Genomic DNA, 20,486 nt, shown 5'->3' on the forward strand with positions numbered 1-20,486 from the left:
CTCATATTCTGGGAGTGCGTCCCACAAGTTGCACAAGGACAGGCGATACGCTAATTTCTCGACACATCAGATCAAGGAGACGACATGGTACGGCGAACAGGGCGAATTGCACCATCGGAATTTAAGCGGTTAAATTTCTCGTCCCGAAGCGCCTGACCAGGAGAGGAGAGCGCGATGACCGCCATTTCATTGAAGGACGTCTCGAAGCGCTACGGCGACCATGCGCCGGTGCTGCGCGACGTGAACCTCGAGATCGCGTCGCACGAGTTCTGCGTGTTTCTCGGTCCGTCGGGTTGTGGCAAGTCCACGCTGTTGCGGATGATCGCCGGGCTCGAGGACGTGACCGAAGGCGAGTTGCGGATCGGCGGCGCGCGCATGAACGACACGCCGCCCGCCGAGCGCGGTGTCGCGATGGTGTTCCAGAGCTATGCGCTGTTTCCGCACATGACCGTGTTCGACAACATCGGTTTCGGCCTGCGCATCGCCGGCACGCCGAAGGACGAGATCCGGCGCCGCGTGACCGAGGCCGCGCGTGTTCTGCAACTCGATGCGCTGCTCGATCGCAAGCCGAAGGCGTTGTCGGGCGGCCAGCGGCAGCGCGTCGCGATCGGCCGCGCGATCGTGCGCGAGCCGCGCGTGTTCCTGTTCGACGAGCCGCTGTCGAATCTCGACGCGACGCTGCGCGGCCAGACGCGCGTCGAAATCGCCCGCCTGCATGCACGCTTCACGCAATCGAGTTCCGTCTACGTGACGCATGACCAGATCGAGGCGATGACGCTTGCCGACCGGATCGTGCTGCTGCACGCGGGCGACGACGTCGCACGCTTCGGCAGCATCGCGCAGGCCGGCGCGCCGCTCGAGCTGTATCACCGGCCGGCCAACCGTTTCGTCGCGGGCTTTATCGGCTCGCCGCGGATGAACTTCCTGCCGGCGGTCGTCGACGCGGCCGATGCGCATGGCTGCCGGCTGCGGCTCGAGGGCACCGGCGAAACACTGACGCTGCGCGATCGCCCGCTGCCGCGCCACATCGGCAGCGGCGCGCGCGTGACGCTCGGGATTCGTCCCGAGCATCTGACGATCGCTGCGTCGGGCGATGCCGACCCGCCCACGATCGTCCGCGACATCGCGCTCGTCGAGCAACTCGGCGAAGCCGCCTACGTGCATCTCGACCAGCCCGGCGGCGTGCCGCTGCTCGCGAAACTGCCCGGCCAGGCCGCGATGCGGCGCGGCGAGCGGCATGCGTTCCACGTGCCGCCGTCGCGCTGTCACCTGTTCGACGAGGCCGGCATCGCGTTGCCGGCCATCCACGCCGAAGCGGCGTTCGCATAGCGGCGCAATGCCGACCCGCCGCGCGCGACGCGGCACCTATCACACCAATACCAGGAGACAACGATGAAACTTCGTGCGAGCCGACTGCTGCTTGCCCTGACGACTGCCGCCGCGCTCGCGGCGGGGACGGCCGACGCGGGCACGCTCAAGGTGAACGTCGCCGCGCGCGGCAACCAGCGCGCGACGTGGCAAGCCGTGTTCGACCAGTTCCACAAGGCGAATCCCGACGTCGACCTGAAGGTCAGCTACGTCGGCGAGGAGGCGTACAAGGTGCAGATGTCCGGCTGGCTCGCGACCGATCCGCCCGACGTGTTGAGCTGGAACAACGGCGAGCGGCTCGCGTATTTCGCGAAGCGCGGGCTGATCGATGACCTGAGCGCGGACTGGCAGAAGAACGGCTGGAACGACACGTATGCGGCCGTCAAGCAGTCGTCGACCTACGGCGGCAAGCTTTACAGTTTGCCGCTCGGCTATGACGCGTATGGCCTCTTCTACCGCAAGGACCTGTTCGAGAAGGCCGGCATTCACGGTGAGCCGGCCGATTGGGCTCAGTTTCTGGATGCGTGCCGCAAGCTGAAGGCGGCCGGTATCGCGCCGATCGCGGTGGCCGCGCGCGATGCGTGGACGCTGGCCGCGTGGTTCGACTACCTCGACCTGCGGATCAACGGCTACGCATTCCACCAGAAGCTGATGGCCGGCGACGTCGCCTATACCGATCCGCGCGTGCGGGCCGTGTACGCGGCATGGAAGAAGCTGATCGACGACAAGTATTTCATCGACAACGCCCTGTCCTACGACGTCGATTCGCTGAGCCCGCTGATCGTCAACGGCCAGGCCGCGATGACGCTGATGGGCACCTGGTATTCGGCGGGTCTCTCGAGCGCGACGCGCAACCCGATCAGTTTCTTCCGCTTCCCGGTGATCGACGCGTCGGTGCCGCTTGCCGAGGACGGCCCGGTCAACGTGATGATCGTGCCGGCAAAGGCGCGCAACAAGGCGGATGCGCGTCGCCTGCTCGCGTTCATGGGGCAACCGGCGGTCAACGGTGAGTTCGCGAAGGGGATGGGGCAACTGCCGTCGAACAACAAGGCGCCCGAGCCGCAGGACCCGATCTCGAAGATCGGCTTCCGCACGCTCGCGACCACGCCGGGCGGCATCGCGCAGTTCTACGACCGCGACATGACGAAGGAAATGGCGGACGAGGGGATGAAGGCGATGCAGCAGTTCCTGTCCGACCCGACGCAGCTCGATGCGATCCTGCAGCGCCTCGAGCAGACCCGCAAGCGCATCTACCGGAAGTAACGCGCCGCGCGGCCGGGCCGGCCACGCCGGCCCGGTGCGTCGTTGCCGCCGTCGCGTCCGTTTCGTCAGTTACGTCCGTCTCGTCGAAGGTAATCTCATGTCAACCAGCCTGTCCGAAAGCACCGCGCGCCGCGCAGCCGGCCCGCGGCGGCATGCGCGTGCGTCGCTGGCGCGCCGCCGCAACCGCGCGGCCCTGCTGTTCGTGCTGCCGGGTTTCGCGCTCTTCACCGTGTTCGTGCTGTATCCGATCGTCAGCAGCATCTGGCTGAGCTTCCATCACTGGGACGGGATGACGCCGATGACGTACGCGGGGCTCGACAACTACCGCGAGCTGCTGCAGTCCGACACGTTCTACGTCGCGCTGAAGAACAACGTGCTGTGGCTCGTGCTGTTCCTCGCCGCACCGCCACTCGGCCTTGCGCTCGCGCTGTACCTGAACCAGAACGTGTTCGGGATCCGGCTCGTGAAGTCGCTGTTCTTCGCGCCGTTCGTGTTGCCGGGCGTCGTCGTCGGCCTGGTGTTCTCGTGGTTCTACGACCCGACGTTCGGGCTGCTGAAGCTGATCGTCGGGCACGGGATCCCGGTGCTCGGCGATCCGCGTTATGCGACCTTCGGCGTGATCGCCGCCGCGCTGTGGCCGCAGATTCCGTTCTGCATGATCCTCTACCTGACCGGGCTCACGGGCATCAACGGCGAGATCGTCGAGGCGGCGCGCATGGAGGGCGCGCGCGGCTTCACGCTGCTGTGGCACGTGATCCTGCCGCAGTTGCGGCCCGCGACCTTCATGGCAGTGGTGCTGACCGTGATCGGCGCGCTGCGCAGCTTCGACCTGATCTCCGTGATGACGGGCGGCGGCCCGTTCGACAGTTCCACCGTGCTCGCTTACTTCATGGTCGACCAGGCGATCAAGTACTACCGCGAAGGCTATTCGGCCGCGATCGCGGTCGTGCTGTTCGCGATCATGCTCGTCTATATCGTGTGGCAGCTACGCAAGCTGGTGCGCGTCGAATCATAAGGATCACGAAAATGTATCCGATACCCGTGTCCCGCTGGGGACGTCCCGCCCGCTGGTTGTACCGGCTGTCGCTGCCGTGCGCGCTCGCGCTGTGGCTCGTGCCGCTGCTCGCGGTGCTCGTCACGTCGGTCCGCTCGACCGACGAGATCATGGCCGGTCATTACTGGGACTGGCCGAAGCAGTTCGCGCTGCTCGACAACTACGGCACCGCGCTCACGCAGACGCCGATGCTGCATTACTTCTCGAACAGCATCCTGATCACGGTGCCGTCCGTCGCCGCATCGATCCTGCTCGCGTCGCTCGCGGGGCACGCGCTCGCGAACTACCGGTTCCGCGGCAATCTCGTGCTGCTCGGGCTGTTCGTCGCCGGCAACTTCGTGCCGATCCAGATCCTGATGATCCCGGTGCGGCAGATCATGCTCGGCGTCGGCCTCTACAACACCGTGTGGGCGCTCGTGCTGTTTCATACCGCGTTCCAGACCGGCTTCTGCACGCTGTTCCTGCGCAACTTCATCCGCGAGCTGCCGTTCGAGCTGATCGAGGCCGCGCGCGTCGAAGGCGCGTCCGAGTGGGCGATCTACTGGCGCGTCGTGCTGCCGCTCGTGCGGCCGGCGCTCGCCGCCCTCGCGATCCTCGTGTTCACGTTCGTGTGGAACGACTACTTCTGGGCGCTGTGCCTCACGCAAGGCGACGACGCGGCGCCGATCACGGTCGGCGTCGCCGCGCTCAAGGGGCAGTGGACGACCGCCTGGAACATCGTGTCGGCCGGCTCGGTGCTCGCCGCGCTGCCGTCGGTGCTGATGTTCTTCGCGATGCAGAAGCACTTCGTCGCGGGGCTCACGTTCGGCGCGACGAAAGGCTGATCCGTCACATCCATTTTCTTCTGCAAGGAACCCACGATGCACCTCGGCGTTTGCTATTACCCCGAACACTGGCCGCGCGAACAATGGGCCCGCGATGCGCGGCGGATGGCCGAACTGGGCCTGACCCGCGTGCGGATCGCCGAATTCGCGTGGAGCCGGATGGAGCCGGAGCCGGGCCGCTACGACTGGGCGTGGCTCGACGAAGCGATCGACACGCTCGCCAGCCAGCAGCTGAAGATCGTGCTCGGCACGCCGACCGCCGCGCCGCCGAAGTGGCTCGTCGATCGCCATCCGGAGATCCTGCCCGTCGGCGCGGACGGCGCGGTGTGGCAGTTCGGTTCGCGCCGCCATTACGACATCGCGAGCCCCGTGTATCGCGAGCACTGCGTGCGCATCGCGGACGCGATGGCACGACGCTACGGTGCGCATCCGGCGGTCATCGCATGGCAGACCGACAACGAGCTCGGCTGTCACAACACGCTGCCGAGCTATACGCGCGCGGCGCTCGAAGGCTTTCGCGCGTGGCTCGCGGTGCGCTACGGCGACATCGGTGCGCTGAACCGCGCGTGGGGCAACGTATTCTGGAGCATGGAGTATCGCGGTTTCGACGAGATCGAACTGCCGCGCCATACGCCGACCGATGCGAATCCCGCGCATCTGCTCGACTTCCGTCGCTATCAGTCGGACGAGGTCGCGCGGTTCCACGCCGTGCAGGTCGATGCGATCCGTCCGCACGCGCCGGGCCGCGACGTGCTGCACAACTTCATGGGCTTTTTTACCGAGTTCGATCACTATGCGTTCGCGCATGGCGGCCTCGACGTCGCCGCGTGGGACAGCTACCCGGTGCCGCGCACCGAAGTGCTGCCGCTCGACGAAGCGGACAAGCGACGCTGGGCACGTACTGGCCACCCGGACGTGTCGGCGTTCTCGCACGACCTGTATCGCGGCGTCGGCAACGGGCGGATGTGGGTGATGGAGCAACAGGCGGGGCCCGTGAACTGGGGGCCGTACAACCCGGTGCCGCATGCCGGCGCGGTGCGGCTGTGGACGTGGGAAGCGTTCGCGCACGGCGCGGAACTCGTGTCGTATTTCCGCTGGCGACAGTATCCGCATGCGCAGGAGCAACTGCACTCGGGGCTGAATGCGCCGGACGACCGGCTGTCGCCGGGCGGCCACGAAGTGGCGCGCGTCGCACGCGAACTGGCCGCGCTGGATATCGGGCTCGTCACCGGCCCGCATGAGCCTGCACGCGTCGCGCTGCTGTTCGATTACGCGGCCGACTGGATGATCCGGATCCAGCCGCACGGCGCCGACTTCGACTACCAGCAGCACGCGTTCGACTGGTATCGCGCGTTGCGCGAACTGGGGCTCGACGTCGACATCGTCGCGGCCGACGCCGACGTGTCGCGTTATGCACTCGTCGTCGCGCCGACGCTGCCGGTTGTGCCGGACCGTGTCGTCGAGCAGGCGGCGTGCGGAGACGCGCACTGGCTGTTCGGGCCGCGCACGGGCTCGCGCACGGCGGAATTCGCAATCGCGCCGGGCCTCGCACCCGGCAAGCTGCGCGACGTGCTGCCGGTGCGAATCGGCCAGGTCGAGTCGCTGCGGCCGTCGCTCACACCGCGCGTCGCGTTCGACGGCATCGATGGCCATGCGCTGAAATGGCGCGATCACGTCGATATGGAATCGGCGACCGGCATCGACGTGCTTGCTGCCTGCGACGACGGCGTGCCCGCGCTCGTGCGGCGCGGCCGCGTGACGATGGCGACCGCCTGCTTCGACCACGCGCTGTTGCGTGCGATCGTCGCCCGCTGCGCGCGCGACGCCGGACTGCCGGTCCGCGCGTTGCCGGATGGCGTGCGCTTGCGCCGGCGCGGGCGTCTCGTGTTCGCACTCAATTATGGCGACGCGCCATGCACGCTGCCGGCGCCGGACCGTGCGCGTTTCGTGCTCGGCGGCCCCGAACTCGGCGCGGTCGACGTCGCCGCGTGGGTCGAGCCGGACTGACGCGATGCAATCGCCGCGGTCGCTACGGTCGCATTTCGCGCGCCTCGCCGGGATCGCGCATTTCTTGCCGCTGTCCGCCGCCGCGCTGATGCTCGGCGTCGCGATGTCCTTTACGGCTCCGTACCTGTCGCTGTTCGGCGTGGAGGCGGCGGGGATGTCGCCGTTTCTCGCGGGCATCTTCATGACGCTGATCGCGGCGAGCGGTGTCGTCGCGAGCACGTGGGCCGGGCGCTGGTCGGACCGCCGCGACCGGCACAGGCCGTTGCTCGTCGTGTCGCTTGCGGCGGCCGCGCTCGGTTTCGCGCTGCTGTGCGTGCTGCGCGCGCACGGGCCGGTGATCGCGGCCGGCACGATCCTGCTCGGTGCAGGGGCGGTGTCGCTGTCGCAGATCTTCGCGTTCGCGCGCGCGGTGCTGCCGGTCGACGACGATGCGCAGCGCGATCTCGCGTCGGCGGCGCTGCGCACGATGCTGTCGGTTGCGTGGGTGTTCGGTCCCGCGCTCGGCGCGCTGATCCTCGCGCAGACGGGTTTCGTCGGGCTTTTTCTCGCTGCTTCAGCGGGCTTCGTCGCATGCGCGGCGATCATCGCGCGGATTCCGGAGCCCGCGCGGCGGCCGGCGGCGGCTCATGTACGCGCAGTGGACCATGCTGCGCCGCTGTCCGCCGAGGCACCGGCGGAGATCGTCGTCGCACCGCGCGCAAGCGTGCGGCGCACCCTCGTCGCGCTCACGCTGATGGGGCTCGCGGCGAACGCGACGATGATCGTGCTGCCGCTGTACATCGTGCGCGGGCTCGGCGGATCGCCGGGCAACGTGTCGGCCGCGCTGGGTCTCGCCGCGTTGCTCGAGATCCCGATGATGCTTTGGCTCGGCATCCGGTCGACGCGGCTCGACAAGGCGCGCTGGCTGACAGCGTGCGCGGCCGTGCATGCGGCGTATTTCATCGGACTCGCGGCGGTGACGCGGGTGGACATGATCCTGCCGCTACAACTGCTAAGCGCTTGCGTGGTCGCGATTACGTCGTGCCTCGGCATGACGCGCGTGTGCGACCTGATGCCGACGCGTCCCGGCACCGCGACCGCGATGTTCTTCAGCACCGCGCGCGTCGGCTCGATCGCATCGGGCGTGCTGTCGGGCGCGTGCGTCGACCTGTTCGGTTATCGCGCGACGTGCGCGGGGTGCTGCGTGCTCGCGCTCGTCGCATTCGCGCTGCTCGCCCGGGACGCGCACGGCGAGCGGGGCGGTGCGAGTGGCGCAGGCGGCACCACGGCATCTGCCGGAGGCCGCTTCGATGCACCGCACTGACGCGGGATGCGTCGGTGCGGTGATGCGGTGACGACGCGAATGCGTCAGCGTTGGCGATACGCGTCGAGCGACGACAGCGCGTTGCCGTGGAAGTCGAACAACGTGTTGTTGTCCCATTGATCGCCGGCACCGAGCTTCCAGCCGACACCCGGCGTCGGGATCCATTCCGGTTCCCACCAGAACACGCCCTTGCCGCGATTGCCCGGCACGCCCTTCACGATATCGACGACCGCCGCGAGGAACTGCGCCTGGCCGGCCGGCGACGGCGGGAACGCGGTCGAGCCGGTGTTCGTCATCGCGTTCGGTTCCGAGTCGCCGTCGCTGGTGGTCCATGGATACGCGGTCTCGACGACGATCAGTTCCTTGTCGTATCGCACCGCGAGGTCATTCGCGTTGTTGCGCAGGTCGTCGAGCGAGCCTTGCCACTGCGGGTAGTACGACAGGCCGATCACGTCGAACGCGACACCGCGCTGCGTCGCGCTGTCGAACCACCAGCGGCTTTTCGCGTTGTCGCCGCCGCTGTCGATGTGCAGCATCACCTTGATGCGCGGATCGACGGCCTTCACCGCATCGCGGCCCGTCTTCAGCAGCTGCGCGAGGTTGTCCCACTGGTCGTAGCGGCCGAGCGGCCACAGCATGCCGCCCGTGATCTCGTTGCCGATCTGCACCCACTCCGGCCGCACGCCGGCGCGCTGCAGTTGGCGCAGCACGTCGGTCGTATAGGCCGACAGCAACGCACACGTTTCGGCGAGATTCTTGCCGGCCCACGCATGCGGCGGGTATTGCTTGCCGGGGTCGGCCCACCAGTCGCTGTAGTGGAAATCGATCAGGATACGCATCCCGAGCGCGGCCGCGCGTTTCGCGAGTGCGACGACATGGGCCGCGTTGTTGTAGCCGGCCGCATCACTCTGGTTGGCCGGGAAGAATGCCGGATTGCCGGGATCGTTCCATACCTTGATGCGGATCGAGTCGACGCCGTGCGCGTGCAGGACCTTCAGGCAGTCGGTCGGGCGGCCGTGGTCGAAGTACCGCGCGCCGTGCGCCTCGAGCTCCGGCAGCGTCGACACGTCGGCGCCCATCGCGAACGGGATGCCACCCGCCGCGCGCGCGACGCCTTGCGCGACGGCCGGCAGCGCGCCGGCCAGGTCGACGCATGCGAGCGCCGCGGTCGAGACACTCCAGCGCAACATCGATCGTCTGTTCATCGTCATCCTCCAGTATCGGGCCCGGTCGATCGATCGCAGGATCGCGGGCTTCGTCGGTTTAAGCGCTTAAATTTCAGCCTCGATGCGAGGCCGGATCGAGCGTAGCGCAGCCGCCGATGCCGATGCAAAGAACGCGTGCGTTGCCTACTATCTGGCGACCGGCATGTCCGCTACCCGCGCACCCCGACCCGATATCGGGTCGTCTGGCGATAGGTGTTGCCCGGATGAAGGATGGTTTCGTCGCGCAGCGCATCCATGTTGACCTGGTTCGGATAGAACCCGGCTTCGACGCACAGCGCCGCATGTCGCACGCACGGCGTGCCGCCGGCCACGCGCACGCCATCCAGATAATTGCCCGTATAGAGCTGCAGCCCGCGCTGATCCGTCGACACGGCAAGTTCCCGACCGCTTTCCGGATCGTAGATCGACGCGACGGGCCGCACGTAGCGCTCATGGTCGCGCAGCACGTAGCAGTGGTCGAACCCGCGCCCGCGCGTGAGCTGCGCATGTGGCCAGTCGAGGCGAGCGCCGATCGGCGCGCTCTGCCGGAAATCGAACGCGCTGCCCGTCACGTCGGCGGTGCCGGTCGGGATCAGCGCATCGTCCACTTCGACGAACGCGTCGGCGTGGATCTGCAGCAGGTGGCCGCGCACGTCGCTGCCCGCGCGTCCGCTCAGGTTGAAGTAGCTGTGATTCGTCAGGTTCAGCGGCGTCGGCGCGTCGGTCACACCCACATAGTCGATCGTCAGCGTGCCGTCGTCGTCGAGCGTGTAGCGCACCTGCACGCTCACGTTGCCGGGGAAGCCCGCATCGCCTTCCGGCGAATCGAGCCGCAGCGTCAGTCCGCCGCGGTCGTCGACCACGTCCCAGCGCGCGCGGTGAAAGCCGCTCGCGCCGCCGTGCAGCAGGTTGCCGTTCTCGTTGCGGTCGAGCGTATAGTCGATGCCGTCGAGCGAGAAGCGCGCATCCGCGATCCGGTTCGCCCACCGGCCGACCGTCGCGCCGAGGTACGCACCCGATTCGACATACTCGGCCGGCGTGTCGTGCGCCAGCACGATATCGGCGAAGCGCCCGGTGCGGTCGGGGGCGAGCCACGACACGACGGTCGCGCCGAGATCGCTGATGACGACGCGCATGCCGTGCGCGTTGCGCAGCGTGTAGCGCCGCACCGGATCGCCGCCGGGCAGCGCGCCCCACGGCTCGGACGGAATGCGGCCGACATCGGCTGACGGGCGGGAAGAGTCGGTATCGATATGCATGAGTGGGTTCGCTCGTGGGCGGTGAATTCAGTGAGCGGCCGCCGCGCGTTCCTGGTATTCGCGCGGGGTGCAGCCGAGTTCGCGGCGGAACACCGCGTACATGTATTGCAACGACGTGAAGCCGCAACGGATCGCGACTTCCGCGCTAGACGCATTGCGGCCCGCGAGCAGCGCCTGCGCGGCCTCGAGCTTGTGACGCAGGATTTCCTGGTGCACGGTGCGCTGCAGTTCGCGCCGGAAGTGCTCTTCGAGCAGCGAGCGCGACACGCCGACATAGTCGGCGACCTGTTCGGTCTTGATCCCCTGGCATGCGTACTGCCGGATGAAGTGCCGCGCGCGCATCACGTGCGGGCTCGCGAGCGGCTGGTGGCGCGTCGATTCGAGCACGTTGATGCCGACCGGCGGCACGAGGATGCGCTGCCCGGGAAACCTGGCGCCGCGCAGCATCCGGTGCAGCAGGTGCGCGGCGGTGCGGCCCATTTCCTCGGTGCCCTGGATCACCGACGACAACGGAATGCGCGTCAGCGTGCGCGTGAGCGGATCGTTGTCGATGCCGATGATCGCGACCTGTTCCGGCACCGCGATGCCGGCGAGCAGGCACGCCTGCAGCAGATGCCGCGCGCGCGCATCCGTGACCGCGATCACGCCGACGGGCTTCGGCAGGGCATGCAGCCAGCCGATCAGTTGCTCGATCGCGTGATTCCAGCCCGATGCGCTCGTCGACACGCCGCGGTAGATCGGCGCGTCGAGCCCGTCCGCGCGCGCGAGCCGGTCGAACGCGAGCTCACGCTGCTGCGCCCAGCGGTTCTCCTGCGCGACCGGCAGGCTGTACATCGCGAAATGCGCGAGCCCCGCGCCGATCAGGTGCGTGTAGGCGAGCGACACGAGCTTCGGGTTGTCCGTCGCAATATATGGGACACCGTCCGGGTACTGCGCCGGATCCTCGTACGACGAGCCGACCGCGACGATCGGCAGCGGCGAGCCGGCAAGCGCGTCGGCGACGGCCGGATCGTCGAAGTCCGCGATGATGCCGTCGCCGTCGAAGCGTTCGATGCCGGCGAGCCGGCAGCGGAAGTCGTCTTCGAGGAACAGGTCCCACACGACGCGCGTCGTGTGCAGGTACTGGCCGATGCCGCTGATGATCTCGCGGTCGTAGACCTTGTTCGCGTTGAACAGCAGCGCGATGCGGTGCGGTGTCTGGGCGGAAGAGGCACGGGTCATGTCGGTCTCGGGGCGGGCGCCGCTCGGGCGTCGCGCCATTGTCTCCGGGGCGCGCGGGCGGTGCCGCGCGGTTCTCTGGTGTCCGGCGATTGTAGGACGGAACGCACGCCGCGCGCAGCGGCTGGCAAGAAACGTTAAGCGTGCTGCGCAATTTCGCAATTGCCGGCCGGCAGGCGCGCGGGCACGATCCAGCCAACCGGATTCGGCCGCGTGCGTCGTCGTCGCGACGCGCGTTGCGCTGCACCAAGACCCAGCACGGAGACGCCATGTCGTATTTCGAACACATTCCCGCGATTCGCTACGAAGGTCCGCAGTCGGACAACCCGCTGGCGTACCACTATTACGACCCCGAGAAGCGCGTGCTCGGCAAGACACTCGCCGAGCATCTGCGGATTGCCGTCTGCTACTGGCACACGTTCGTATGGCCGGGACACGACATCTTCGGGCAGGGCGCATTCCAGCGGCCGTGGCAGCAGCCTGGCGACGCGCTCGAACGTGCGCGAATGAAGGCCGACGCGGCATTCGAGTTCTTCACGAAGCTCGGCACGCCTTTCTATACGTTCCACGACACCGACGTCGCACCGGAGGGCGACAGCCTGCGCGAGTACGCAGCCAATTTCGCGCGGATGGTCGACTATCTCGGCGAGCGCCAGCAGGCGAGCGGCGTGCGGCTGCTGTGGGGCACGGCGAACCTGTTCTCGCACCCGCGCTTCGCGGCGGGCGCCGCGACGAATCCGAACCCCGACGTGTTCGCGTGGGCCGCGACCCAGGTGTGCCACGCGCTCGACGCGACACACCGGCTCGGTGGCGAGAACTACGTGCTGTGGGGCGGCCGCGAAGGGTACGAGACGCTGCTCAATACCGACCTGAAGCGCGAGCGCGAGCAGTTCGCGCGTTTTCTGTCGATGGTCGTCGAGCACAAGCACCGGATCGGCTTCAAGGGTGCGCTGCTGATCGAGCCGAAACCTCAGGAGCCGACCAAGCACCAGTACGACTACGACGTCGCGACCGTGCACGGATTTCTGGTGCAGTACGGACTGCAGAACGAGATTCGCGTGAACATCGAGGCGAACCATGCGACGCTCGCCGGCCACTCGTTCCACCACGAGATCGCGAACGCGTTCGCACTCGGCGTGTTCGGCAGCGTCGACGCGAACCGCGGCGATCAGCAGAACGGCTGGGACACCGACCAGTTCCCGAACAGCGTCGAGGAACTGACGCTTGCGTTCTACGAGATACTGCGCCACGGCGGCTTCACGACCGGCGGGATGAACTTCGACGCGAAGGTGCGGCGCCAGAGCATCGATGCGGAAGACCTGTTCTACGGCCACGTCGGCGCGATCGACGTGCTCGCGCTCGCGCTCGAACGTGCGGCCGTGCTGGTCGAGAACGACCGGCTCGATGCGCTGCGCCGGCAGCGCTACGCGCAGTGGGACGACGCGTTCGGCCGCAAGATCCTGTCGGGCGGCTATACGCTGCAGTCGCTCGCGGATGACGCGCTCGCGCGCGGCGTGGACCCGCGGCATGCGAGCGGCGCGCAGGAGCGGCTGGAGAACATCGTGAACCAGGCGATCTACGGCCTGCGCTGACGCCATGTATATCGGACTCGATCTCGGTACGTCGGGCGTGAAAGCGGTGTTGCTCGACCGCGACGGCACGGTGCGGGCGAGCGCGAGTCGCCCGCTGACGGTGAGCCGGCCGCGGCCGCGCTGGTCCGAACAGGCGCCGCGCGACTGGTGGGACGCCGCGTGCGGCGCACTGGCCGCGCTCGTCGATGAGGCACGCGCGGGCGGCATCGATCCGCGCGCCATCGACGCGCTGGGACTGACCGGGCAGATGCACGGCGCGACGCTGCTCGATGCGCAGGGCGACGTGCTGCGTCCCGCGATCCTGTGGAACGACGGCCGCGCGGATGCGGAGTGCGCGGAACTCGAGCGGCTCGCACCCGCGCTGCGCGCGGTGACGGGCAACGTCGCGATGCCGGGCTTCACCGCGCCGAAGCTGCTGTGGGTGCGCCGCCACGAGCCCGACGTGTTCGCGCGCATTGCACACGTGCTGCTGCCGAAGGATTACCTGCGCTACCGGCTGACCGGCGCGTTCGCGACCGATCCGTCGGATGCCGCCGGTACGCTCTGGCTCGACGTCGCGAAGCGCGACTACGACGACACGCTGCTCGCCGCGTGCGGGCTGTCGCGCACGCAGATGCCGGCCGTGTTCGAGGGCAACCGCGTAACGGGCACGCTGCTGCCGAGCGTCGCGCGCGCGCTCGGGCTGCGCGAGATTCCGGTGGTGGCCGGCGGCGGCGACAACGCGGCCGGCGCGGTGGGCGTCGGGATCGTGCGGCCTGGCGACGCGTTGCTGTCGCTCGGTACGTCGGGTGTCTATTTCGCGGTGTCGGACGGGTTTCGCGCGAACCCCGAATCGGCGGTGCACAGCTTTTGCCACGCGCTGCCCGATACATGGCATCTGATGTCGGTGATGCTGAACGCGGCCGGCTGCATCGACTTCACCGCGCAACTGGCCGGTTACGACGGCGTCGCGGCGCTGCTCGCCGATGCCGAGGCGAACGCGCGCGCCAGCCGCCCGTGGTTCCTGCCTTACCTGAGCGGCGAGCGCACGCCGCACAACGACGTGAATGCGAAGGGCGTGTTCTACGGGCTCACGCCCGATACGCAGCGCGCGGATCTCGCGAACGCAACGCTCGAAGGCGTCGGCTTCGCGTTGCTCGACGGCATCGATGCGCTGCATGCGGCCGGACTGGCGCCCGACGGCATCACGGTGATCGGCGGCGGCTCGCGCAGCGCGTACTGGACGCAGATGCTCGCCGACGTGAGCGGACGCGCACTGACGCTGCGCGCGGGCGGCGAGGTCGGCCCGGCGCTCGGTGCCGCACGGCTCGCGCATCTCGCGCTCGAACCGGATGCGTCGCTCGACGATGTGTGCCCGCAGCCGCCGATCGTCGCGGTGCGCGAGCCCGATCCCGCGCGACACGCGTGGTATCGCGATGCGCGGCGGCCGACGTTTCGCGCGCTTTACCGCGCGCTCGAACCTGTGTTTGCAACGGGCGCGTGAGCGGCGCTTCGCCGGTGCGATCCCGTGCTGTGCAGTGACTCGATGCGGGCGGCGCATTCCCGCGGCCGCCCGGTGTTCGTGAGGTTGTCCAATAACAAGGAGTGGAGACATGAAATCCGTGACGCGCCGTACCGTATTGAGTTCCCTTGCCGGCGCAGCAGCGCTGGCGCTCTTCGCGCTCGGCGCTCCGCTCGCACATGCGAGCAAGGACAAGCCCGAGATCGGCTTCTGCATCGACGACCTGCGCGTCGAGCGCTGGTCGCGCGATCGCGATTATTTCGTCGCGGCCGCGACGAAGCTCGGCGCGAAGGTGTCGGTGCAGTCGGCCGACGCGAGCGAGGAGCGACAGATTTCCCAGATAGAGAACCTGATTTCGCGCGGCGTCGACGTGATCGTGATCGTGCCGTTCAATTCGAAGACGCTTGGCAACGTCGTCGCCGAAGCGAGGAAGGCCGGCATCAAGGTCGTGTCGTACGACCGTCTGATCCTCGATGCGGACGTCGACGCGTACATCTCGTTCGACAACGAGAAGGTCGGCGAACTGCAGGCGAAGGGCGTGTTCGACGCGAAGCCGAAGGGTAACTATTTCCTGCTCGGCGGCGCGCCGACCGACAACAACGCGAAGATGCTGCGCGAGGGCCAGTTGAAGGTGCTGAAGCCGGCGATCGATCGCGGCGACATCAAGGTCGTCGGCCAGCAGTGGGTGCCCGAATGGAGCGCATCGACCGCACTGCGCATCGTCGAGGATGCGCTCACCGCGAACAACAACCGGATCGACGCGATCGTCGCGTCGAACGACGGCACCGCGGGCGGCGCGATCCAGGCGCTCGCCGCGCAGCACCTGGCCGGCAAGGTGCCGGTGTCCGGGCAGGATGCGGACCTCGCGGCGGTCAGGCGCGTGATCGCCGGCACGCAGACGATGACCGTCTACAAGCCGCTGAAGCTGATCGCGAGCGAAGCCGCGAAGCTTGCGGTCGATCTCGCGAAGGGCACGAAGCCCGCGTTCAACGCGCAGTACGACAACGGGAAGAAGAAGGTCGACACGGTGCTGCTGCAGCCCACGCTGCTGACCAAGCGCAACGTCGACGTCGTCGTGAAGGACGGCTTCTATACCCAGGCCCAGCTCGCGAGCCAATAACGGCACGACGGGCAGGATGCATGTGGCCGGCCAGGTGCGGCCGGCCGCGTGCTCACTGTGAGGCAATCAACGTATGACGGAACCCTTGCTGACGATGCGCGGCATCGTCAAGGCATTCGACGGCGTGAAGGCGCTCGACGGAATCGATCTGACCGTGCGCCCCGGCGAGTGCGTCGGGCTGTGCGGCGAGAACGGCGCCGGCAAGTCGACGCTGATGAAGGTACTGTCGGGCGTCTACCCGCACGGCACGTGGGATGGCGAGATCCGCTGGGAAGGCGCGCCGCTCGTCGCGTCCGGCGTGCGCGACACCGAACGCGCGGGCATCGTGATCATCCACCAGGAACTGATGCTGGTGCCCGAGCTGTCGGTCGCCGAGAACATCTTCCTCGGCAACGAGATCACGCTGCCCGGCGGGCGCATGCACTACGCGGAGATGGTGCGGCGTTCCGAGGCGCTGCTGCGCGAGCTGCGGATCGACGCGATCAACGTCGCGCAGCCGGTGATGAACTACGGCGGCGGCCACCAGCAGCTGATCGAGATCGCGAAGGCGCTGAACAAGCGCGCGAAGCTGCTGATCCTCGACGAGCCGTCGTCGTCGCTGAGCGCCGCCGAGACGCGCATCCTGCTCGACATCGTGCGCGACCTGAAGCGCCGCGGCGTCGCGTGCGTGTACATCTCGCACAAGCTCGACGAAGTCGACGCGGTGTGCGACACCGTGACCGTGATCCGCGACGGCCGCCACGTCGCGACCGAGCCGATGCGCGGAATGACCACCGACCGGATCATCGCGATGATGGTTGGCCGCGAGATCCGCAACCTGTATCCGCGCGAGCCGCACGAGATCGGCGACGTCGTGCTGGACGCGCGCAACGTGACCTGTCACGACGTGGCGAACCCGCGCCGCAAGCGCGTCGACGACGTGTCGTTCAGCGTGCGGCGCGGCGAGATCCTCGGCATCGCCGGGCTTGTCGGCGCCGGCCGCACCGAGCTGATGCAGGCGATCTTCGGCGCGTATCCGGGCGCGAGCACGGCGACCGTGCGGATGAACGGCCGGCCGCTCGCGATCCGCTCGCCGGCCGATGCGATTCGCGCGGGCATCGCGATGGTGCCCGAGGACCGCAAGCGTCACGGGATCGTGCCGCAGCTTGGCGTCGGCCACAACATCACGTTGTCGGTGCTGCGCCGTTTCGCCGCCCACGGGCGGATCGATGCGGCCGCCGAACTCGACGCGATCCGCACCGAGATGCAGCGTCTGTCGGTGCGCGCCGCGCATCCGTTCCTGCCGATCGCGAGCCTGTCCGGCGGCAACCAGCAGAAGGCCGTGCTCGCCAGGATGCTGCTGGCCGATCCGCAGGTGCTGATCCTCGACGAGCCGACGCGCGGCGTCGACGTCGGCGCGAAGGCGGAAATCTACCGGCTGATCTTTGCGCTCGCGAAACGCGGCGTCGCGCTGATCGTCGTGTCGTCCGAGCTGCCGGAAGTGCTCGGGCTCGCCGATCGTGTGCTCGTGATCGGCGAAGGCGAGCTGCGCGGCGATTTCGTCAATGACGGTCTCACGCAGGAACAGATCCTCGGCGCCGCGCTGAAATCCGCGCGGCAGCCGGCCGAACCCATTGCAGCGAGTGCCCCATGAATACCGAACTGTCTTCCTCCACCGCCGTGCCGCCGGACGCCGACGCGCGTCGCACACACGGCCATCCGCTGCGCCAGATCTTCGTGCGCTACAAGGTGCTCGCGCTGCTGTTCGCGGTCGCGGCAATCTGGGTGTTTTTCTCGGTGCTGACCGACGGTGCGTTCGTCACGCCGCGCAACGTGTCGAACCTGCTGCGGCAGATGTCGATCACCGGGATGCTCGCGTGCGGCATGGTGTTCGTGATCATCGCGGGCGAGATCGACCTGTCGGTCGGATCGCTGCTCGGGCTGCTCGGCGGTGTCGCGGCGATCCTCGACGTCAATCGCCACTGGCCCGTGGCCGCGACGGTGCCGGCCGTGCTCGCGCTCGGCGTGCTGGTCGGATTGTTCAACGGCTGGTGGTCGACCTACCGGCGCGTGCCGTCGTTCATCGTCGGGCTGGGCGGGATGCTCGCGTTCCGCGGCATCCTGCTCGGCGTGACGGGCGGCTCGACGATCGCGCCGGTGTCCGACGGCTTCGTGTTCATCGGGCAGGGCTATCTGCCGCGCGCGGCCGGCGACGGGCTCGCGGTCCTGCTGTTCGCGCTCGTCGCGCTGCTGGTGATCCGGCAGCGCGGTACGCGGCACCGTTACCGGCTTGCGGTCGTGCCGCTGTGGCAGGACGTCGCGAAAGTCGTCGGCGCTGGGGCCGTGCTGTTCGCGTTCGTCGCGACGCTCGATCGTTACGGCGGCATTCCCGTGCCCGTGCTGCTGCTGCTCGCGCTGCTCGGTGCGTTCTCGTGGATCGCGACGCAGACCGTGTTCGGCCGGCGCATCTATGCAGTGGGTTCGAACCTGGAAGCGACGCGGTTGTCGGGCGTCGACACCGATCGTGTGAAGCTTGCGATCTTCGCGCTGATGGGGCTGATGTGCGCGTTCGCGGGCATCGTCAACACCGCGCGGCTCGCGGCCGGCTCGCCGTCGGCCGGCACGATGGGCGAGCTCGACGCGATCGCCGCGTGCTTCATCGGCGGCACGTCGATGCGCGGCGGGTCAGGCACCGTCTATGGCGCGCTGATCGGCGCGCTCGTGATGGCGAGCCTCGACAACGGGATGTCGATGCTCGACGTCGACGCGTACTGGCAGATGATCGTCAAGGGCGGGGTGTTGGTGCTGGCGGTGTGGATCGACGTGGTGTCGCGTTCGAACCGGCGGTGACGGGCGGTGCGGGCGCGATCGCCGCTTGCGCAGGCGCCGGGCGGCGGCGCCCGCCGTTCTACCCGGCATCCGCCTTGACGAAATCGACGAACGCGCGCAGCGGAGCCGGTACGAAACGCCGCCCCGGGTAATACAGATACGGGCCCGAGAACGGTCGCCACCATTCGCCGAGCACAGGCTCGAGCGCGCCGCTCGCGAGGTGCGGACGCAGCCAGTCTTCGAAAAGATGCACGATGCCGACCCCGGCGCAGGCGGCGTCCACGACGAGATCGACGGCGCCGCCGATCTGCACGACGAGCGGGCCCGACGGCTCCACCCGGACCACTTCGCCGTCGCGCTCGTACTCCCACGCCGGCATCGCGCCGCTCGCGAACCGGCCGCGCAGGCACGCGTGGTCGAGCAGATCGCGTGGATGCGCCGGACGGCCGCGCCGCGCGAGATAGGCGGGCGCCGCGGCGGTGGCGAAGCGTTGCGTACGCGGGCCGATGGGCACGGCGATCATGTCCTGTTCGAGGCGCTCGTCGTAACGGATGCCCGCGTCGCAGCCGGCCGCGAGGATATCGACGAAGTTTTCGTCGGCCACGACCTCGAGCCGGATCTCCGGATACGCGTCGAGAAAGCGCGGAACGATGGACGGCAGCACGAGCCGCGCCGCGCTCATCGGCACATTGAGCTTCAGCGTGCCGACCGGTCGCTCGCGGAACGTGTTCACCACGTCGAGCGCCGCCTCCACCTCGCTCAGTGCCGGCGCGAGCCGCGCGAGCAGGCGCTCCCCGGCTTCGGTCGGCGACACGCTGCGCGTCGTGCGGTGCAGCAGCCGCACGCCGAGTTGCGCCTCCAGCCGGCGCACGGCTTCGCTGAGACCGGATGCGCTCGCGCCGACCATGCGCGCACCTTCGCGAAAGCCCTTCGCCCGTGCCACCGCCACGAACGCGTTCAGATCGCCCAGATCGACTTGCATTGTTCGCCTTTTCGTACAGGTCGTGCGGATTATGACCGGTTATCGCGCAGCGCGACACGGCGTAACCTGCGGCCACGCATTCGATACAGGAGCACGATCATGTCCCCCTTTGTTCAGTCCGGCACGTATTCCGTCGCGGGCCGACGCGTTCACCGCATCGGCTATGGCGCGATGCAACTGGCCGGCCCCGGCGTGTTCGGTCCGCCGAAGGACCGCGACGCGGCGCTCGCCGTCTTGCGTGAAGCCGTCGCATCGGGCGTCGACCACATCGACACGAGCGACTTTTACGGCCCGCATGTGACGAACCAGCTGATTCGCGAAGCGTTGCATCCGTATCGCGACGACCTGCTGATCGTGACCAAGGTCGGCGCGAGGCGCGGCGACGACGGTTCCTGGCTGCCGGCGTTTTCCGGTGAAGCGCTCGCCGCAGCCGTGCAAGACAACCTGCGCAACCTCGGTCTCGACGTGCTCGACGTGGTCAACCTGCGGATCATGTTCGACACGCACGGCCCGGCAGAAGGCTCGATCGAGGCGCCGCTGTCCGCACTGGCCGAACTGCAGCGGCAGGGCCTCGTGCGGCACATCGGGCTGAGCAACGTCACGGCCGCGCAGATCGCCGAAGGGCGCCGGATCTGCGACATCGTCTGCGTGCAGAACCATTACAACCTGGCGCACCGGGACGACGACGATCTCGTCGATGCGCTCGCGGGCGACGGCATCGCCTACGTCCCGTACTTTCCGCTCGGCGGCTTCAATCCGCTGCAGTCGTCCACGCTCGACGCGATCGCGGCCCGGCTCGGTGCGACGCCGATGCAGACCGCGCTCGCGTGGCTGCTGCAGCGCGCGCCGAACATCCTGCTGATTCCGGGGACGTCGTCCGTCGCGCATCTGCGCGAGAATCTCGCCGCCGGTGGGTTGGTGTTGCCGGAGGACGCCGTGCGCGAACTCGACGGTGTCGCGTCCGTTCGCGGTTGAGGCTGGC

The 20,486-nt window shown here is 68.3% G+C and carries 16 protein-coding genes; 12 read left to right on the forward strand and 4 right to left on the reverse strand.

Features of this window, described 5'->3' with window-relative positions:
* Positions 1-174: 174 nt before the first annotated feature.
* The 6 genes from DIE11_RS23660 (at position 175) to DIE11_RS23685 (ending at position 7,819) form a co-directional block, all read left to right on the forward strand.
* Complete coding sequence (locus tag DIE11_RS23660) at positions 175-1,329, forward strand: ABC transporter ATP-binding protein (protein WP_124627464.1); 1,155 nt, start codon at positions 175-177, stop codon at positions 1,327-1,329.
* A 63-nt stretch (positions 1,330-1,392) separates the two neighbouring features.
* Positions 1,393-2,631 (forward strand): ABC transporter substrate-binding protein, encoded by a 1,239-nt coding sequence (locus DIE11_RS23665; protein WP_124627466.1) that lies wholly within the window; start codon positions 1,393-1,395, stop codon positions 2,629-2,631.
* Between the two features lie 97 nt (positions 2,632-2,728).
* Positions 2,729-3,646, forward strand: coding sequence for a carbohydrate ABC transporter permease (locus DIE11_RS23670; RefSeq protein WP_059679901.1), 918 nt, complete (start codon positions 2,729-2,731; stop codon positions 3,644-3,646).
* A gap of 11 nt (positions 3,647-3,657) precedes the next feature.
* Positions 3,658-4,509 carry a carbohydrate ABC transporter permease gene (locus tag DIE11_RS23675; protein ID WP_124627468.1) on the forward strand — a complete coding sequence of 284 codons (852 nt, stop codon included), beginning with the start codon at positions 3,658-3,660 and terminating at the stop codon, positions 4,507-4,509.
* Between the two features lie 36 nt (positions 4,510-4,545).
* Positions 4,546-6,516 carry a beta-galactosidase gene (locus DIE11_RS23680; protein ID WP_124627470.1) on the forward strand — a complete coding sequence of 657 codons (1,971 nt, stop codon included), beginning with the start codon at positions 4,546-4,548 and terminating at the stop codon, positions 6,514-6,516.
* A gap of 4 nt (positions 6,517-6,520) precedes the next feature.
* Positions 6,521-7,819 (forward strand): sugar efflux transporter, encoded by a 1,299-nt coding sequence (locus DIE11_RS23685; protein ID WP_124627472.1) that lies wholly within the window; start codon positions 6,521-6,523, stop codon positions 7,817-7,819.
* A gap of 44 nt (positions 7,820-7,863) precedes the next feature.
* Here DIE11_RS23685 and DIE11_RS23690 read toward each other — a convergent pair whose 3' ends face one another.
* The 3 genes from DIE11_RS23690 to DIE11_RS23700 form a co-directional block, all read right to left on the reverse strand.
* Positions 7,864-9,024 carry an arabinogalactan endo-1,4-beta-galactosidase gene (locus DIE11_RS23690; protein ID WP_124627474.1) on the reverse strand — a complete coding sequence of 387 codons (1,161 nt, stop codon included), beginning with the start codon at positions 9,022-9,024 and terminating at the stop codon, positions 7,864-7,866.
* Between the two features lie 170 nt (positions 9,025-9,194).
* Positions 9,195-10,283, reverse strand: coding sequence for an aldose epimerase family protein (locus DIE11_RS23695; RefSeq protein WP_124627476.1), 1,089 nt, complete (start codon positions 10,281-10,283; stop codon positions 9,195-9,197).
* Positions 10,284-10,310: 27 nt separating this feature from the next.
* Complete coding sequence (locus DIE11_RS23700) at positions 10,311-11,504, reverse strand: DNA-binding transcriptional regulator (protein WP_059679896.1); 1,194 nt, start codon at positions 11,502-11,504, stop codon at positions 10,311-10,313.
* Positions 11,505-11,770: 266 nt separating this feature from the next.
* Between DIE11_RS23700 and xylA the strand changes: the two genes are divergently transcribed.
* The 5 genes from xylA (at position 11,771) to DIE11_RS23730 (ending at position 18,543) form a co-directional block, all read left to right on the forward strand.
* Positions 11,771-13,093 carry a xylose isomerase gene (gene xylA, locus DIE11_RS23710; RefSeq protein ID WP_059599708.1) on the forward strand — a complete coding sequence of 441 codons (1,323 nt, stop codon included), beginning with the start codon at positions 11,771-11,773 and terminating at the stop codon, positions 13,091-13,093.
* Positions 13,094-13,097: 4 nt separating this feature from the next.
* The gene (gene xylB, locus DIE11_RS23715; RefSeq protein WP_124627478.1) at positions 13,098-14,576 is read left to right on the forward strand and encodes a xylulokinase; all 1,479 of its coding nucleotides are present in this window, start codon (positions 13,098-13,100) and stop codon (positions 14,574-14,576) included.
* A gap of 109 nt (positions 14,577-14,685) precedes the next feature.
* On the forward strand, positions 14,686-15,714 hold the full coding sequence (gene xylF / locus DIE11_RS23720) for a D-xylose ABC transporter substrate-binding protein (protein WP_059599639.1): 1,029 nt from the start codon (positions 14,686-14,688) through the stop codon (positions 15,712-15,714).
* Positions 15,715-15,787: 73 nt separating this feature from the next.
* A complete protein-coding gene (gene xylG, locus DIE11_RS23725; RefSeq protein WP_124627480.1) occupies positions 15,788-17,347 on the forward strand; it encodes a D-xylose ABC transporter ATP-binding protein in 1,560 nt (519 codons plus the stop codon).
* Complete coding sequence (locus DIE11_RS23730; protein WP_124627483.1) at positions 17,344-18,543, forward strand: sugar ABC transporter permease; 1,200 nt, start codon at positions 17,344-17,346, stop codon at positions 18,541-18,543. The genes xylG and DIE11_RS23730 overlap by 4 nt, the downstream gene beginning before the upstream one ends.
* Before the next feature lie 58 nt (positions 18,544-18,601).
* Here DIE11_RS23730 and DIE11_RS23735 read toward each other — a convergent pair whose 3' ends face one another.
* A complete protein-coding gene (locus DIE11_RS23735) occupies positions 18,602-19,504 on the reverse strand; it encodes a LysR family transcriptional regulator (protein WP_124627485.1) in 903 nt (300 codons plus the stop codon).
* A gap of 99 nt (positions 19,505-19,603) precedes the next feature.
* On the opposite strand from DIE11_RS23735, the gene DIE11_RS23740 reads away from it, so the two are divergent.
* Entirely contained in the window at positions 19,604-20,479 is an 876-nt protein-coding gene (locus DIE11_RS23740; protein WP_124627487.1) for an aldo/keto reductase family oxidoreductase, read from the forward strand.
* Positions 20,480-20,486: the final 7 nt, after the last annotated feature.

The organism is Burkholderia sp. Bp9012 (genome assembly GCF_003853825.1).
Taxonomy (GTDB): Bacteria; Pseudomonadota; Gammaproteobacteria; order Burkholderiales; family Burkholderiaceae; genus Burkholderia; species Burkholderia diffusa.

Coding starts and splice junctions, on each gene's coding strand:
- xylA (WP_059599708.1), top strand. CDS start 11,771: ATGTCGTATTTCGAACACATTCCCGCGATTCGCTACGAAGGTCCGCAG.
- DIE11_RS23730 (WP_124627483.1), top strand. CDS start 17,344: ATGAATACCGAACTGTCTTCCTCCACCGCCGTGCCGCCGGACGCCGAC.
- xylB (WP_124627478.1), top strand. CDS start 13,098: ATGTATATCGGACTCGATCTCGGTACGTCGGGCGTGAAAGCGGTGTTG.
- DIE11_RS23700 (WP_059679896.1), bottom strand. CDS start 11,504: ATGACCCGTGCCTCTTCCGCCCAGACACCGCACCGCATCGCGCTGCTG.
- DIE11_RS23665 (WP_124627466.1), top strand. CDS start 1,393: ATGAAACTTCGTGCGAGCCGACTGCTGCTTGCCCTGACGACTGCCGCC.
- DIE11_RS23685 (WP_124627472.1), top strand. CDS start 6,521: ATGCAATCGCCGCGGTCGCTACGGTCGCATTTCGCGCGCCTCGCCGGG.
- DIE11_RS23690 (WP_124627474.1), bottom strand. CDS start 9,024: ATGAACAGACGATCGATGTTGCGCTGGAGTGTCTCGACCGCGGCGCTC.
- xylF (WP_059599639.1), top strand. CDS start 14,686: ATGAAATCCGTGACGCGCCGTACCGTATTGAGTTCCCTTGCCGGCGCA.
- DIE11_RS23680 (WP_124627470.1), top strand. CDS start 4,546: ATGCACCTCGGCGTTTGCTATTACCCCGAACACTGGCCGCGCGAACAA.
- DIE11_RS23740 (WP_124627487.1), top strand. CDS start 19,604: ATGTCCCCCTTTGTTCAGTCCGGCACGTATTCCGTCGCGGGCCGACGC.
- DIE11_RS23675 (WP_124627468.1), top strand. CDS start 3,658: ATGTATCCGATACCCGTGTCCCGCTGGGGACGTCCCGCCCGCTGGTTG.
- DIE11_RS23670 (WP_059679901.1), top strand. CDS start 2,729: ATGTCAACCAGCCTGTCCGAAAGCACCGCGCGCCGCGCAGCCGGCCCG.
- DIE11_RS23660 (WP_124627464.1), top strand. CDS start 175: ATGACCGCCATTTCATTGAAGGACGTCTCGAAGCGCTACGGCGACCAT.
- xylG (WP_124627480.1), top strand. CDS start 15,788: ATGACGGAACCCTTGCTGACGATGCGCGGCATCGTCAAGGCATTCGAC.
- DIE11_RS23695 (WP_124627476.1), bottom strand. CDS start 10,283: ATGCATATCGATACCGACTCTTCCCGCCCGTCAGCCGATGTCGGCCGC.
- DIE11_RS23735 (WP_124627485.1), bottom strand. CDS start 19,504: ATGCAAGTCGATCTGGGCGATCTGAACGCGTTCGTGGCGGTGGCACGG.